The organism is Streptomyces sp. NPDC047453, assembly GCF_040643155.1.
Classification (GTDB): domain Bacteria; phylum Actinomycetota; class Actinomycetes; order Streptomycetales; family Streptomycetaceae; genus Streptomyces.
The window spans coordinates 45,750-60,132 of sequence record NZ_JBEYTS010000015.1; the positions used below are offsets into that span (position 1 = coordinate 45,750).

The 14,383-nt window shown below is 71.7% G+C and carries 16 protein-coding genes and 1 riboswitch; of the genes, 9 read left to right on the forward strand and 7 right to left on the reverse strand.

Annotated features, from left to right (window positions below):
• Positions 1-125: 125 nt before the first annotated feature.
• Positions 126-791, reverse strand: coding sequence for a FadR/GntR family transcriptional regulator (locus ABZ818_RS16270; RefSeq protein ID WP_361414708.1), 666 nt, complete (start codon positions 789-791; stop codon positions 126-128).
• A gap of 233 nt (positions 792-1,024) precedes the next feature.
• On the reverse strand, positions 1,025-1,675 hold the full coding sequence (locus tag ABZ818_RS16275) for a GntR family transcriptional regulator (protein ID WP_361414710.1): 651 nt from the start codon (positions 1,673-1,675) through the stop codon (positions 1,025-1,027).
• 201 nt (positions 1,676-1,876) lie between these two features.
• Here ABZ818_RS16275 and ABZ818_RS16280 point away from each other — a divergent pair, with 201 nt between their 5' ends.
• Positions 1,877-2,599: a lysophospholipid acyltransferase family protein gene (locus ABZ818_RS16280; RefSeq protein ID WP_361414712.1), complete on the forward strand. Its 723-nt coding sequence runs from the start codon at positions 1,877-1,879 to the stop codon at positions 2,597-2,599.
• Between the two features lie 77 nt (positions 2,600-2,676).
• On the opposite strand, the gene ABZ818_RS16285 is transcribed toward ABZ818_RS16280, so the two are convergent.
• From ABZ818_RS16285 to ABZ818_RS16295, 3 genes are all read right to left on the reverse strand, one after another.
• The gene (locus ABZ818_RS16285; protein WP_361414714.1) at positions 2,677-4,266 is read right to left on the reverse strand and encodes an alpha/beta hydrolase; all 1,590 of its coding nucleotides are present in this window, start codon (positions 4,264-4,266) and stop codon (positions 2,677-2,679) included.
• A gap of 555 nt (positions 4,267-4,821) precedes the next feature.
• Positions 4,822-5,100, reverse strand: coding sequence for a type II toxin-antitoxin system Phd/YefM family antitoxin (locus ABZ818_RS16290; protein WP_361414716.1), 279 nt, complete (start codon positions 5,098-5,100; stop codon positions 4,822-4,824).
• A gap of 31 nt (positions 5,101-5,131) precedes the next feature.
• Positions 5,132-5,491, reverse strand: a complete 360-nt coding sequence (locus ABZ818_RS16295) for an ANTAR domain-containing protein (RefSeq protein ID WP_361414718.1) — start codon at positions 5,489-5,491, stop codon at positions 5,132-5,134.
• 183 nt (positions 5,492-5,674) lie between these two features.
• On the opposite strand from ABZ818_RS16295, the gene ABZ818_RS16300 reads away from it, so the two are divergent.
• The 3 genes from ABZ818_RS16300 to ABZ818_RS16310 all read left to right on the forward strand — a co-directional run bounded on the left by ABZ818_RS16300 (position 5,675) and on the right by ABZ818_RS16310 (position 7,656).
• Positions 5,675-6,310, forward strand: coding sequence for an ATP-dependent Clp protease proteolytic subunit (locus ABZ818_RS16300; protein WP_361414720.1), 636 nt, complete (start codon positions 5,675-5,677; stop codon positions 6,308-6,310).
• 7 nt (positions 6,311-6,317) lie between these two features.
• Complete coding sequence (locus ABZ818_RS16305) at positions 6,318-6,626, forward strand: hypothetical protein (protein WP_361414722.1); 309 nt, start codon at positions 6,318-6,320, stop codon at positions 6,624-6,626.
• 339 nt (positions 6,627-6,965) lie between these two features.
• Positions 6,966-7,179: riboswitch (cyclic di-AMP (ydaO/yuaA leader) on the forward strand.
• Positions 7,180-7,182: 3 nt separating this feature from the next.
• Positions 7,183-7,656 (forward strand): C40 family peptidase, encoded by a 474-nt coding sequence (locus ABZ818_RS16310; protein ID WP_361414724.1) that lies wholly within the window; start codon positions 7,183-7,185, stop codon positions 7,654-7,656.
• Between the two features lie 53 nt (positions 7,657-7,709).
• On the opposite strand, the gene ABZ818_RS16315 is transcribed toward ABZ818_RS16310, so the two are convergent.
• Positions 7,710-8,165 carry an ATP-binding protein gene (locus tag ABZ818_RS16315; protein ID WP_361414726.1) on the reverse strand — a complete coding sequence of 152 codons (456 nt, stop codon included), beginning with the start codon at positions 8,163-8,165 and terminating at the stop codon, positions 7,710-7,712.
• A gap of 227 nt (positions 8,166-8,392) precedes the next feature.
• On the opposite strand from ABZ818_RS16315, the gene ABZ818_RS16320 reads away from it, so the two are divergent.
• Together ABZ818_RS16320 and ABZ818_RS16325 are read left to right on the forward strand one after the other, a co-directional pair.
• Entirely contained in the window at positions 8,393-9,253 is an 861-nt protein-coding gene (locus tag ABZ818_RS16320; protein WP_361414728.1) for a helix-turn-helix transcriptional regulator, read from the forward strand.
• 35 nt (positions 9,254-9,288) lie between these two features.
• Positions 9,289-9,519: a DUF397 domain-containing protein gene (locus tag ABZ818_RS16325; RefSeq protein ID WP_361414730.1), complete on the forward strand. Its 231-nt coding sequence runs from the start codon at positions 9,289-9,291 to the stop codon at positions 9,517-9,519.
• A gap of 48 nt (positions 9,520-9,567) precedes the next feature.
• Here ABZ818_RS16325 and ABZ818_RS16330 read toward each other — a convergent pair whose 3' ends face one another.
• Entirely contained in the window at positions 9,568-10,695 is a 1,128-nt protein-coding gene (locus ABZ818_RS16330; RefSeq protein WP_361414732.1) for an 8-amino-7-oxononanoate synthase, read from the reverse strand.
• A gap of 148 nt (positions 10,696-10,843) precedes the next feature.
• On the opposite strand from ABZ818_RS16330, the gene bioB reads away from it, so the two are divergent.
• From bioB to bioD, 3 genes are read left to right on the forward strand one after another with little or no spacing between them, the layout of a single operon-like run.
• On the forward strand, positions 10,844-12,091 hold the full coding sequence (gene bioB / locus ABZ818_RS16335) for a biotin synthase BioB (protein WP_361414734.1): 1,248 nt from the start codon (positions 10,844-10,846) through the stop codon (positions 12,089-12,091).
• Positions 12,084-13,382, forward strand: a complete 1,299-nt coding sequence (locus tag ABZ818_RS16340) for an adenosylmethionine--8-amino-7-oxononanoate transaminase (RefSeq protein WP_361414736.1) — start codon at positions 12,084-12,086, stop codon at positions 13,380-13,382. Before bioB ends, ABZ818_RS16340 begins: the two co-directional genes overlap by 8 nt.
• A gap of 1 nt (position 13,383) precedes the next feature.
• Positions 13,384-14,121 (forward strand): dethiobiotin synthase, encoded by a 738-nt coding sequence (bioD, locus tag ABZ818_RS16345; RefSeq protein WP_361414738.1) that lies wholly within the window; start codon positions 13,384-13,386, stop codon positions 14,119-14,121.
• The last annotated feature ends 262 nt before the right edge of the window (positions 14,122-14,383 follow it).

Below are 14,383 nucleotides of genomic sequence, written 5' to 3' on the forward strand. Positions count from 1 at the left end.
GTCGTCGGCCCCACAGGCCCCGCACACGGCGACGGCCGGGCCGGCCGGGTTCACGCCCCTCGCCGCCCCGGCCGCCGCCGTCCGGAGGGCCGTCGGGAGCCGCCCTCGGATCGCCGCCGCGGCGCTCACGCGTCCTCTTCGTCGCCGCCTTCGAGGATCGCCAGCGCGGCGCTGGTCGCGGCGACCGGGTCGCCGGCGCTCACCGCCTCGAACAGAGCGCTGTGGAACAGGTCCTCGCCGGCCTCGTCCATGCACCGGCCGGCCTTGACGGTCTCCCGCAGGGCGTCGCTCATGTTCCGGTACAGGTCCCGGAGCAGCGGGTTGTGCGCGGCCTCCGCGACACACAGGTGGAAGTCGACGTCGGCGTCGGTGAACGTGTCCAGGTCGGCGGCCCGCCCCGCGGCGGTGCGCCGGTCCATGGCCTGGCGGAGCGCCGTGAGGTCCTCCTCGGTCCGCGCGGTGGCGGCCAACCGGGCCGCGACGATGTCCAGGCCGCGCCGCACGTCGAGGATGTCGCCGGCCGTCACGCCGCCGAGGTGGCGGCGGAGCGCGATCTGGCCCTCGTCGGTGGCGGTCACGTAGGTGCCGGCGCCCTGGCGGGTGCTCAGCAGTCCGGAGTGCACCAGCACGCGGACGGCTTCGCGGACCGAGAGCCGGCTCACGCCGAGGGACTCGGCCAGCTGGCCCTCCGGCGGGATCCGTTCGCCGACCTGCCATGCGCCCCGGGCGATCTCCGCGCGTAGCTCACTGATCACGGTGTCGACGATCGACACGCGCCCCACCGTTTCCATCCGGCCCCCTTCTCGGTCGTCCGACGACGTCAGAACCCTAGGAAGCCCCAGAGCGCAGGTCCAGCCCTCGGGCCCGCCCCCCGGGGGGCTTCCGGCCACCCACATGTCTTCCGGCCCGGGTGTCCTCCGGCCCGGGGCCGGGCAGTCGCGGCCCCCGCCGGCCGGCTCGCGCGGACTCCGGGAAGATGCACCGGTTCCCCGTCCGTCCGGCCGCCGCCGAGCGCGTTCTCAAGCTATCGCGGCAACTGCCTGCGGTGGGTCGAGGCGACGTCGCGGCTGGTGGCCAGGTGCTTCATGACCAGCTCCTCGACTCTCGGCACGTCCCGGTCCTCGATCGCCTCGTAGAGCGCCTCGTGCTCCTTCGCGACGGTCACGAGGTCGTCGTGCTGGGCCAGCAGCCAGCGCATACGGCTTCGGAGCGTGGTACCCAGCTCGTTCAGCAGCTCGTTGGCGGCCATCGCCGTCACGGTCTCGTGGAAGTCGGCCGCGGCCCGCCGCGCCTTGACGGCGTCTCCCTGGCGCGCCGCTTCGAGCTCGGAGTCCAGGTCCGCGCGCAGCTTCTCCAGGCCGGCGCGGTTGCGCCGCTGAGCCGCGAGCCGGAACGTCAGCGTCTCCAGGGCGGTGCGGACCTCGTCGAGGTCGGAGATGTCGGTGGAGGTGAACTCGCGCACGACGGCCCAGGTGCGCGGGCGCGGTGTGACCAGTCCCTCCGCCACCAGCGCCTTCAGGGCCTCGCGGACCGGGAGTCGGCTCACCCCGAGTTCGGCGGCGAGTTCCCGTTCGACGAGTTTGCTGCCTGGCCGACGGGCACCGTCGAGGATCTGGTCGCGCAGCTGTCGCGTGACGCGTTCGGACTCGGACTCAAAACCCTCGGACCCTGGCATGGGCCTCATTCTCGCAGGTCCACGCCACCCGTCTGCCGCATACCGGCACGTCCGTCCGGCACGGGGGCGACGGGTCAGCATGAGCACGGTCGAAGTCGGTTACAGATGACTACTGACGCACGTGGACCAATTCCGGGATCCTGCCCTTTACCTGGCAAAACACCGGTCTGAAGCCGAGCTGGTCGGAGTGAGGGGCGAACCGTGTTCTACTACCTGCTCAAATACGTTCTGCTGGGACCGCTGCTCAGATTGGTCTTCCGGCCCCGTATCGAGGGGCTGGAGCACGTGCCGGCCTCGGGAGCGGCCATCGTCGCGGGCAACCACCTGTCGTTCTCGGACCACTTCCTGATGCCCGCGATCCTGAAGCGGCGGATCACCTTCCTGGCCAAGGCCGAGTACTTCACAGGCCCGGGCATCAAGGGCCGGCTCACCGCGGCCTTCTTCCGCAGCGCGGGGCAGATCCCGGTGGACCGCTCGGGCAAGGAGGCCGGGCAGGCCGCGATCCGGGAGGGGCTCGGGGTGCTGCGCAAGGGCGAGCTGCTCGGCATCTACCCGGAGGGCACCCGGTCGCACGACGGCCGCCTGTACAAGGGCAAGGTCGGCGTCGCGGTCATGGCGCTCAAGGCCGGGGTGCCGGTCGTCCCGTGCGCGATGATCGGCACGTTCGAGGCCCAGCCGCCCGGGAAGACCGTCCCGCGCCCGCACCCGATCGTGATCCGCTTCGGCAAGCCGCTGGACTTCTCCCGCTACGCGGGCATGGAGAACGAGAAGGCGATCCTGCGCGCCGCCACCGACGAGATCATGTACGCCATCCTGTCGCTGTCCGAGCAGGAGTACGTCGACCAGTACGCGGCCGTGGCCAAGGCGGCGCAGGACGATGCGAAGGGCGACAGGCGCAGGTTCCCGCGCGCGCCGCTCACCTGACGCCGCGGGGCACGCCGTAGACGCGAGAGGGGCGGCCGGGTGTCCGGCCGCCCCTCGTCGTCACCTTCCGCCGATCGCTACGCCTTCGGCGTGGCGTGCGGTGCGCAGGTCACGTCCGCAGTGTCGACCTTGCCGGTGAGCAGGTAGGTGTCCACCCGGTCGTTGATGCACGGGTTGGCCAGGCCGGTGACGCCGTGGGAGCCCGCGTCCTTCTCCGTGATCAGACGGGAGCCCGCGAAGCGCTTGTGCAGCTCGACGGCGCCCGCGTACGGGGTGGCGGCGTCACGCGTGGACTGCACGATCAGCACCTGCGGCAGGCCCTTGCCGGTCTTCACGTCCACCGGGTTCTGCTGCTTGACCGGCCACGTGGCGCACGGCAGGTTCATCCACGCGTTGGCCCACGTCATGAACGGGGCTGTCTTGTGGAGCCGCGTGTTGTCCCGGTCCCACGTCTGCCAGTTGGTGGGCCACTTGGCGTCGGTGCACTCCACGGCGGTGTAGACGGCGTTGCCGTTCTCCGAGGAGATGTTGCCCGCGATGTCGGACATGTCCGGGGCGGCGGCGTCGATCAGCGCCTGGGTGTCACCGGCGACGTACTTGCTGAACACCCTCGCCACCGGCGCCCACGACGAGTCGTAGTACGGCGCGCTCTGGAAGAAGGAGATCAGCTCGTTGGGGCCGACGACCCCGCCGATGGGGCTCTTCTTGGCGGTGGCGCGCAGCTTCAGCCACTGCTCCTGGACGGCGTCGCGGGTGGCGCCCAGGTGGTAGGTGGCGTCGTTCGCGGCGACCCAGTCCTGCCAGTCCTTCCAGCGGCCCTCGAAGGCGGTGTCCTGGTTCAGGTTGGCCTGGTACCAGATGTTCTCGCGCGCCGGGTTGACCACGCTGTCGACGACCATCCGGCGCACGTGTCCCGGGAACATGGTGCCGTAGACGGCGCCGAGGTAGGTGCCGTAGGAGACGCCGAGGAAGTTGAGCTTCTGCTCGCCGAGCGCGGCGCGGATGACGTCCAGGTCGCGGACCGTGTTCGCGGTGGTCATCGACTGGAGCATGGCGGCGCCGGTGCGCTCGTAGCAGCCCTGCGCGTACTCGCGGGCCAGCTTGCGCTGGATGCTCTTGTCGGCCTCGGAGTCGGGCACCGGGTCCATCCCGGAACCCTGGGCGAACTTCTGCGGGTCCGCGCAGGAGATGGGCGCCGAGTGGCCGACACCGCGCGGGTCGAAGCCGACGAAGTCGTAGGCCTTCGCGACGTTGGCCCAGATGACGTTCTTGTTGGTGACCCGGGTCGGGAAGCGCAGGCCCGAACCGCCGGGGCCGCCCGGGTTGTAGACGAGGGCGCCCTGGCGCTCCTCCTTGGTGCCGGTGTTGCCGATACGGTCGACGGCCAGCTTGATCTGCTTGCCGTACGGGTCGGCGTAGTCGAGCGGCACCGAGACGTATCCGCACTGGATGGGCTTGACCAGCCCCCAGTCGGCGGGGCAGTCCTGCCAGTCGATGCCGGCCTTCGCGGCACGCTCCGCGGCGATCGCCGCGCCGCGGGTCTCGCGGTCCTGGCCCTGGCCGTTGTTCGCTCCGGCTGCGGGCGTCGCCATGGCGCCGGCCATCAGGGTCGCTGTGACCAGCGCGCTGGCCGAACCGAGCGCCAGCGCACGGTTCTTGGGTCTCATGTCCCTCAAGTGGGACCTCCCCGTACATCGTTGCGAATTGGGTACGGGGATCCTTGCTGCTGTGAGGTCCCTGAGAACAGGGGTCGTTGACCTTCTTTGCCAATCCGATAAGCGGCGCGGCGTGTCCCGCTGAGCGGAGTACCAAGGGGCTCGGCAACGGCCTGGAGCTAGTGCTGCGTCCGGAAAGGTTCACCGGCTCGCGACGCCCGGCACGGCACTCCCCCAGCCTTCGGCCGGGGGTACCCCCACGCCGCGTTGTCGCATCACCTGAGTACATCCAGTACGCGGGCGATACTCCGCCTTGCGATGCTCCCCCACAGCCTGAACGGCGTGGGAGGTACCCCCAGCACCGGACGCCGCGAGCTTTCCGGCAAACCTTTCCGGTCACAGCACTAGGGCTGTTCGTCACTCACCCGGCCGCCGGAGCGCGCCGCCTTGCGGCGTGACAGCAGGGCGGGGCCCTCACGGGCCCCGCAGGGAATTCAACTGCCTCTTCGGGCAGTGCAGTTCAGACCCGCCGGCGACGCGGAAACGCGCCAGCCCGGGCCTCACCCGCTAGCGGACCTCCGGCCCCCGATGGTCCGCCGTGATGCCGAAGCGCTGCTGCTGAGGAGAGACGGACGGGACGTCGCGAACCTGCGAGACGGCGCCGACCCCCGGGTCCCCGGCAGGCTCCGCGAGCTGCTCGAGTCGTTCCAGATCGGCGGCGGAGACCAGGGCGACGAGCGGCTTGCCGTGCCGCGTGACGACCACGCGCTCTCCGCCGTACACCACCCGGTTGATCAGGTCGGCGAGCTCAGCCCTGGCTTGCGTCACCGGAATCTCGTAGGCCATACCCCCACCTTACGGGGCGTTCACGCCGCTCTCAGGGCTGCGACCGCTCACCGCAGAAGCGTGCGGAGTACCGCCCCAGCGCCCGCCTCAGCTGCTCCAGCTCGATGTCGGGCAGAGCACCGCCCTGGGCGAACTTCAGCACGTGCTCGGCCACCGTGCGCAGCTTGGTGTTGGACCGCTGGGAGACCTCCCGCAGGACCTGCCAGGCGTCCTCCGGCGGGATCTGCCCGAAGGTCACCACGGCGCCGATCGCCTGGTCGATGACCGCGTGCGAGGTCAGGGCCCGCTGGAGCTGCTCGATCTCCTGGTGCAGCCGCTCGTGCTCGAGCACCGGATCGGTGGCGGAGAGCGGCGGGAGAGGGTGCCGCTCGGACATCGCGAAGAACACCATGACCAGTCCCCTGGGTCGTCGAGCGCCCGTGCTTCCAGCTTCACCCCGGAGGACGCCGTGCACGACCCGAGGCCGTTCCCGCACCCGGCCCCGGAAAGCTCGCCGCGACTTACGTACGTCCTGTACATTTTTTACAGAGGCCGCTCCGACCGGAGACGGCACCGCCGCATGGAGGGGTGCGCCATGACGCGACCGTCCGCCCGCTACGTCCTGCCGGAGTTCACCGAGATCACCAGCGCCGGCCGGCGGTCCCTGGATCCGTACGCGAAACTGCTCGAGGAGCGGATCGTCCTCCTCGGCACACCCATCGACGACACCGCGGCGAACGACGTCATCGCGCAGTTCGTCCACCTGGAGCACCGGACGCCCGACCGGGACATCTCGCTCTACATCAACTCCCCCGGCGGCTCGTTCAGCGCGATGCTGGCCGTCCACGACACGATGCGGTACGTGTGCTGCGACGTGGAGACGATCTGCCTGGGCCAGGCCGTCGCGTCAGCGGCGGTACTACTGGCCGCGGGCACCCCGGGCAAGCGGTACGCGCTGCCCGGCCCCCGCGTGGTGCTGCGGCAGCCGTCGCTGCCCGAGCCGGTCGAGGGCCAGGCGTCCGACCTGGCGATCCAGGCGGACGAGCTGACACGGGTGCGCGCCCGCCTGGAGGAACTGCTCGCGCGGAGCACCGGGCGGTCCGCCCGGCAGGTGCGGACCGACCTGGAGCGGGAGCAGGTGCTGGACGCACAAGAGGCCCTGAAATATGGATTGATTGACCGAATCGCCCAGACCCGCGGGGGCACGCGTACCGCGCCGGACGCGGGGTGAGCCGCCGATGCTGCCACCCGAGCTGCCGCCCCTGCCGGCACTGACCCGCGCCGAGGCGGAGCTGATCGACCGTTACCTGGAGGCGGCCGACTTGCTGGGCCGCGTCAACCCGGGCCGGCCCGGAGACACCTACCGGGCCCTGAGGGCCGCCCAGGCGCTCGTCGGCAGGGCGATGGAGCTGCGGGACACGCTGGCACTGATGCACCGGCGGGGCGAGACCGAGCTGCACGCGGACACTCTGGCCCGGGCGCTGCGAGTGCTGGACGGCGAGCGGCGCACGGCCCGTGTCACCCTGCCGCCCGACTGCGGAAGTTGACGTCATCCACAGCCGCGGTCTCGGCGGGTGAAGGAGCCCGTCTGTCTGGACACGGGGTGAAATCACCCCGAATGACCGACCGCCTTTCGGTGTAGGTTCAGCTCCCTTTTCGGGACCGCCGCAGTTGCGCAACACGCCTCCCCGGATGGCGGAATGAGGTGTTCCGGTGCTGGTCCGGGGGTCGTCGCGGGAGGGGGCAGCCGTTCGATCGCGAGGGTGTCCACCCGAACGGGCGCGTGGTGAGTAACAACACAAACACGCGGTTCCATTGGGATTTTCGGACATCCGTAGGTGAAGATCCCTGTCTGACGACAAGCCCCCGCCACAACGGCGGGGCGGTCCGGGCGGACGCCGAGTCCTGCCGCCGCCCGGATGACCGGTCGACAGGAGTGGATCGGCAGGAGTGGAGGACCCAAGCACGACGGGTCGCCGGAACGGTCACGCCATGGCCGGTCCGAGCAGCCCTTGGGGTGAAGCCGCAGCAACGCGGCCGGGCAACTTCGCCAGCCCGAATCCGACAGGTCATCCTTCACAGGCGGCTGACGAAGGGTTGCGCATGACTGCGCTCAATCGTGTCCCGTCGCTGATGGCCCGGGCCGGCACGGCCTCGGCTCTGACCCTGGCCGCCGTGAGCGGCTCGATCGTGGTCCCGGGTGTGGCCTCCGAGGCCTCGGCCGCGACGACCGCGAACACGGCGCTGCGGATCGCGGCGTCCAAGCAGGGGTCGCCCTACCAGTGGGGCGCCACGGGGCCGCGGAGGTTCGACTGCTCCGGGCTCACGCTGTACTCGTTCAAAAGGGCGGGCAAGACGCTGCCCCGCACGGCCGCACAGCAGTACAACAAGAGCCGGCACATCTCCGCGGGCAGCCGCCGAGCCGGGGACCTGGTGTTCTTCCACTCGGGCTCGAACGTGTACCACGTGGGCATCTACGCCGGCAAGGGCAAGATCTGGCACGCCCCGAAGACCGGGGACGTGGTGAAGCTCCAGAAGATCTGGACGAAGAGCGTCTGGTATGGCCGGGTGCGCTGACCCGGCCGCAATGCGGTGCGGTGGCGGAGCTTCGACGTCGTCACCGCACGTTCCTACGGTTCCTGACCCGCGGCCGCCACCGGGCGGGCGGGAACCGTCCACGGAAGTTCGATGCAGACCGTCTTGCCGCCCTCCCGGGTCGGCCGCACGGTCAGACTGCCGCCGCACTCGGCGGTGAGCCACCGGATGATCACCATGCCCCGGCCGTTGTCCTGCTGGACGGCGGCCGGCAGGCGTTTCGGGAACCGGGGGTGGCTGTCGGTGACCCCGATGTGCAGTCGTTCGTCACGCACGAGGACGAGGTCCACCGTGAAGGTGGGTGACTGCCCGAAAGTGTGCTGTACGGCGTTGGTGGCGAGTTCGGAGACGATGAGCCGGACCGTCTCGGCGGTGTCCGCGGCCGGCGGCAGGCCCCACTCCGCGAGCGTGCCGGCCACATAGGCACGGGCCGCGCAGACCGAGGCGGGATCGCTCGGCAGAGTGACGGATGCTTCCAGATGGTCTGCCATGGCGACGTCGTCCCTTTCCCACAGGGCCGGAGTCCGACACTGAGCGGATGATTCGAGTACGGTCCCGCACTGGTGCTTCGCCGTCAGACTGCCATCAGCACTCCGCTCTCGGTGGCGATCCACCGAGATATGCATATATCTGTCGCTCAATGCGGTGAACTCTGCGACGGCAGACCGTATCCGGAGCGGGTCGCGTGGAGCGTTCAGAGGGAGCGAGGGAGTAGCCCATGCAACACGGTCCCGAGGTGCGCCGCCGGAAGCTGGGCGCCGAACTGCGCGCCCTGCGCACCGGCGCGGGTCTCACCAGCGGTGAGGCGGCCCGCCTGGTCGGCTGGCACCAGTCGAAGGTCAGCCGGATCGAGACCGGCACCAGCGGGGTGAAACCGGCCGATGTGCGCTCACTCCTGGACGCGTACGCGGTCCACGACGCCCAACTGCGCGAGTTGCTCCTGGTGCTGGCGGGGCTGGACGACGGCGGCGACCGGCACCACTGGTGGCACGCCTATCGCGGAGTGCTGCCGCCGACCTACCGGGACTTCATCAGCCTGGAGTCGCAGGCGAGCGGGATGCGCACCCTGGAGACCTCGGTCGTCCCCGGCCTGCTCCAGACGCCCGAGTACGCGCGCGCGGTCACCCGGGCCGCCGTGGACGGGCTCGACGAGGACCGGCTGGACGCGCTGGTGGAGGTGCGGCTGGCCCGCCAGGACGTGCTGCGCTCGCGACCGCCGCTGGAGCTGGACGCGGTGCTGGACGAGGCGGTGCTGCGCCGGGAGGTGGGCGGGCCCGAGGTGATGAGGCGGCAGTTGGAGCGGCTGACGGAAGCAGCCCGGCTGCCCCAAGTACGGCTCCAGGTGTTGCCGTTCGCCGCCGGCGCCCACATCGGCATCACCGGCCCTTTCGTTATCTTCTCATTTTCGAACGCTTCTGATCTGAACGTGGTGGTTCTCGACCACTTGACGAGTAGCCTCCACCTCGAGCGGAAAGAAGACCTAGAGGCCTACGCCGAGGCCTTCGACACCCTGCGGCTCCACGCCCTCTCGCCCGAGGACTCGTTGGACTTCATCGCCGGGATACGCCAGACCCCCTGACGGCGCACAACCGCGTACCGCGTTAAGGAGGCACCATGTCCGCTCCGCCTCGGCACGTACCTTCCAGCACCGATCTGCACGGCGTGCGCTGGCTGCGCAGCAGCTACAGCACGGGAGCCAACAACTGCGTCGAGACGGCCCGGCCCGCCACGGGACCGTGGGCCGGGCTGCTCGCCGTGCGCGACTCCAAGGCCCCGGCCGGGCCCGCACTGCTCTTCTCCCCCGCGAGCTGGGCAGGCTTCATGGCTGCGACACACCGCACCTGACGGACAATCCGGTCAACGCCCGGTGACACCCGGCCATGTCACGCCGACTCATGGTCGTGTTCCACCGATCACCCGTACAGCGCGTTCGATCTGCGCCCCGGAGAGGTCCGCGCGGGCGGTCAGCCTCAGCCGTGAGATGCCGTCGGGCACGGAAGGAGGACGGAAGCAGCCCACGGCCAGCCCGGCCGCCCGGCAGTCGGCCGCCCACCGCACGGCCCGCTCCGGGGACGGCGCGCGCACCGAGACCACCGCGGCGTCCGGACGTACCGCCTCCAGGCCCGCGGCGGTCAGGCGTGCGTGGAGTTCGGCCGCCACGGCACGTGCGCGTGCCGCCCGCTCCGGCTCGCGGCGCAGCAGTCGCAGCGCCGCGAGGGCGGCCCCCGCGGCCGCGGGGGCGAGACCGGTGTCGAAGATGAACGTCCGGGCCGCGTTGACCAGGTGGTCGATCACCCGCGCGGGCCCGAGGACGACTCCGCCCTGGCTGCCGAGCGACTTCGACAGCGTGGCCGTGACGACCACATCGCCGGCGCCCGCCAGCCCGGCCGCGTGCGCGGCGCCGCGGCCGCCGGTGCCCAGGACGCCCAGCCCGTGGGCGTCGTCGACGACGAGACCGGCACCGTGCTCCCGGCAGACCGCGGCGAACTCCGCCAGCGGGGCCGCGTCGCCGTCGACCGAGAACACCGTGTCCGACACGAGCACCGCCGGGCCCTCGTGCGTGCCGAGCGCCTTGCGCACGGCGTCCGGGTCGGCGTGCGCGACGACCTGCGTCGTGCCCCGGGCCAGCCGGCAGCCGTCGATGAGCGAGGCGTGGTTGCCCTCGTCGGAGACGACGAGCGAGCCGTGCGGCGCGAGCGCGGTGACCGCGGCCAGGTTCGCGGCGTATCCGGAGGAGAAGACCAGCGCCGCCTCGAAGCCGCAGAAACCGGCCAGCTCGTGCTCCAGTTCGGCATGGAGTTCGGTGGTGCCGGTGACCAGCCGGGAGCCGGTCGAGCCGCCGCCCCAGGTGCGCGCCGCGGCCGCGGCCCCCTCGGTCACCTCCGGATGGCGGGCCAGCCCCAGGTAGTCGTTGCCGGCGAGGTCGAGCAGCGGCGAGTCGGCGGGGCGGGGCCGCAGGGTCCGTACGAGTCCGGCCCGGCGGCGTGCGTCCGCCTGCTCCTCGATCCAGCCGAACGCCATGGGTCCTCCGGGGCATTTGTAGGCAGTGGACAGACCCTAGCGGCAGGGCCGGCCGCCCATGATGTGGCAATACCCACATGTCGATGTGCCCGTCGTTGTGCGGAGTCTCCTTGGCCGCGGACCGGGCCGTAGGACAGGATCAGCTCTCATGAACCTGCTGAACACGCTGGTGGACAAGGGGCTTCGGCGCGAGTCGCCGACCCGCGGGGAAGCTCTGGCCGTACTGGCCACCTCGGACGACGACCTGCTCGATGTGGTGTCCGCGGCCGGGAAGGTGCGCCGCCACTGGTTCGGCCGGCGGGTGAAACTCAACTATCTCGTCAACCTCAAGTCGGGCCTGTGCCCCGAGGACTGCTCCTACTGCTCCCAGCGGCTCGGCTCGAAGGCCGACATCCTCAAGTACACCTGGCTCAAGCCCGACGACGCCTCCAGGGCCGCCGCGGCGGGGCTGGCGGGCGGCGCCAAGCGGGTCTGCCTGGTGGCCAGCGGGCGCGGCCCGACCGACCGTGACGTGGACCGGGTCTCCGACACCATCAAGGCGATCAAGGAGCAGAACGAGGGCGTCGAGGTGTGCGCCTGCCTCGGACTGCTCACCGACGGCCAGGCCGAACGGCTGCGCGAGGCCGGGGCCGACGCCTACAACCACAACCTCAACACCTCCGAGGCGACGTACGGCGACATCACCACCACCCACACCTATGCCGACCGGGTGGACACGGTGAACAAGGCGCACGCGGCCGGGCTGTCCGCCTGCTCCGGGCTCATCGCCGGGATGGGCGAGAGCGACGAGGACCTGGTCGACGTGGTCTTCTCGCTGCGCGAGCTGGACCCGGACTCCGTTCCGGTGAACTTCCTGATCCCGTTCGAGGGCACACCGCTCGCCAAGGAGTGGAACCTGACCCCGCAGCGCTGCCTGCGGATCCTGGCCATGGTCCGGTTCGTCTGCCCGGACGTGGAGGTGCGGATCGCGGGCGGCCGCGAGGTGCACCTGCGCACCATGCAGCCCCTCGCGCTGCACCTGGCCAACTCGATCTTCCTCGGCGACTATCTGACGAGCGAGGGCCAGGCGGGCAAGGCCGACCTGGAGATGATCGCGGACGCCGGGTTCGAGGTGGAGGACGCCGACCAGGTGACGCTGCCCGAGCACCGGGTGGCGGCCGGGGGCGGGTGCGGGTCGCACGACGGCGCGGGGTGCGGGTCCCACGAGGGCTCGGGCCGCTGTGCGCACGAGGGGCCGGGGTGCGGGTCGCACCAGGGTGGCGGGGTCTGCGGTTCCGCCGCGGCACCGGCGGAGGAAACGGCGTCGGCACCGGCCGCGACCGGCAGCGAGCCGCGTACGGATCTCGTCGCCGTACGCCGCCGGGGCGCCGGAACGGACCTCGCACCCAATGCCTGAACCGCACACCACACCCGGCCCGAGCGTGCCCGAACTGCTGGAGCTCGACCGGCGGCACGTGTGGCACCCGTACGGACCCATGCCCGGCCGCCACGAACCGCTCGTCGTGGAGTCGGCGAGCGGGGTGCGGCTGCGGCTCGCGGACGGCTCGGGCGAACTGGTCGACGGCATGTCGTCGTGGTGGGCGGCGATCCACGGCTACAACCACCCGGTGCTGAACGAGGCCGCACGGGAGCAGCTGGAGCGGATGAGCCACGTGATGTTCGGCGGGCTCACGCACGAGCCCGCCGTCCGGCTCGCGAAGCTCCTTGTCGACATGTCACCAGAGGGCCTCGAGCATGTGTTCCTCTCCGACTCCGGTTCGGTGTCGGTCGAGGTCGCGGTGAAGATGTGCCTTCAGTACTGGCGCTCGCTCGGCCGCCCGGACAAGCGGCGGCTGCTGACCTGGCGGGGCGGCTACCACGGGGACACCTGGCAGCCGATGTCCGTGTGCGACCCCGAGGGCGGGATGCACGAGCTGTGGACCGGGGTGCTGCCGCGCCAGGTCTTCGCGGACGCGCCGCCGGCCGAGTACGAGGAGGCGTACGCCGACCATCTGCGGGAGACGGTCGAACGGCACGCCGGCGAACTGGCCGCCGTGATCGTCGAACCCGTGGTCCAGGGCGCGGGTGGGATGCGCTTCCACTCCCCCGCCTATCTGCGGGTGCTGCGCGAGGTGTGCGACGCGCACGACGTGCTCCTGGTGTTCGACGAGATCGCGACCGGGTTCGGGCGCACCGGCGCCCTGTTCGCGGCGGAGCACGCCGCCGTGACGCCGGACGTGATGTGCGTGGGCAAGGCGCTGACCGGCGGCTATCTGACGATGGCGGCGACGCTGTGCACGGCGCGGGTGGCGGACGGGATCTCGCGGGGCGAGGTGCCGGTGCTGGCGCATGGGCCGACGTTCATGGGCAACCCGCTGGCGGCGGCCGTGGCGTGCGCGTCGATCGGGCTGTTGCTCGGCCAGGACTGGCTCGCGGAGGTCAAGCGGATCGAGGCGGGCCTGCGGGACGGACTGGCTCCGGCGGCGGAGTTGCCCGGTGTGCGGGACGTACGGGTCCTGGGTGCCATCGGAGTGGTCCAGCTCGACCACGCGGTGGACATGGCGGCGGCCACCCGGGCGGCCGTGCGCGAGGGCGTGTGGCTGCGGCCGTTCCGTGACCTGGTGTACACGATGCCGCCGTACGTCACCGGTGACGTGGACGTGGCACGGGTCGCGCGCGCGGTGTGCGCGGCGGCGCGGGAGGGCTGAGATGCCGGTACTGGTGATCACGGGAACGGGCACGGAGGTCGGCAAGACGGTGGCGACGGCCGCCGTCGCCGCTGCGGCCGTCGCGGCCGGGCGGTCGGTGGCCGTGCTGAAGCCCGCGCAGACCGGCGTGGGGCCGGGCGAGCGCGGGGACGCCGACGAGGTCGCTCGGCTGGCCGGTGCGGTGACGGCGCGCGAACTCGCCCGCTATCCCGAGCCGTTGGCGCCCGCGACGGCGGCCCTGCGGGCCGGGCGGGCGCCGGTGCGTCCGCCCGAGGTGGCCGAGGCCGCCGCCAAGCTGGCGACCGAGCACGATCTGGTGCTGGTGGAAGGCGCGGGCGGGCTGCTCGTCCGCTTCGACGCGGACGGCGGCACGCTGGCGGACGCGGCGAAGCTGCTGGGTGCCCCCGTGCTGGTCGTGGCCACGGCGGGTCTGGGCACGCTGAACACGACGGAGCTGACGGCCCGTGAACTGCGTTCCCGCGAGCTGGATCTCCTCGGCGTGGTGATCGGCAGCTGGCCCACCGCGCCCGGCCTCGCCTGCCGCTGCAACGTCACCGACCTTCCCGAAGCGGCCGGCGCCCCCCTGCTCGGCGCCCTCCCCGAAGCCGCCGGAGCCTTGCCCCCGGCCACCTTCCGGTCCATGGCCCCCGAGTGGCTGGCCCCCTGTCTGAACGGCACCTGGAACGCGGAGGAGTTCACCGCCCGGGAGGCACCCGCGCCGTTCGCACGGGGGTCCTGAGCGGCACGGCGGACGTACGGACACCTGGCCCACGTGCCCGTACGCCGCCCGTGTGCGGTCGGGTCGCGGCCGGGTGACCGACCACGACGGCCCGTGCGTGGCGGCCGGACGCCGAGCCGTCGAGCCAACTCGGACGAGCGCACGGCCGACGGCACAGGCGGGCGCGCCGCGGACGGCCAGGCCTTGCGCCACCCGACGCGGTCGGCCGCCACGGCCACCCAGCACGGATCGGGCAGCCCTCGGACCACGACGGCCAGGCGAC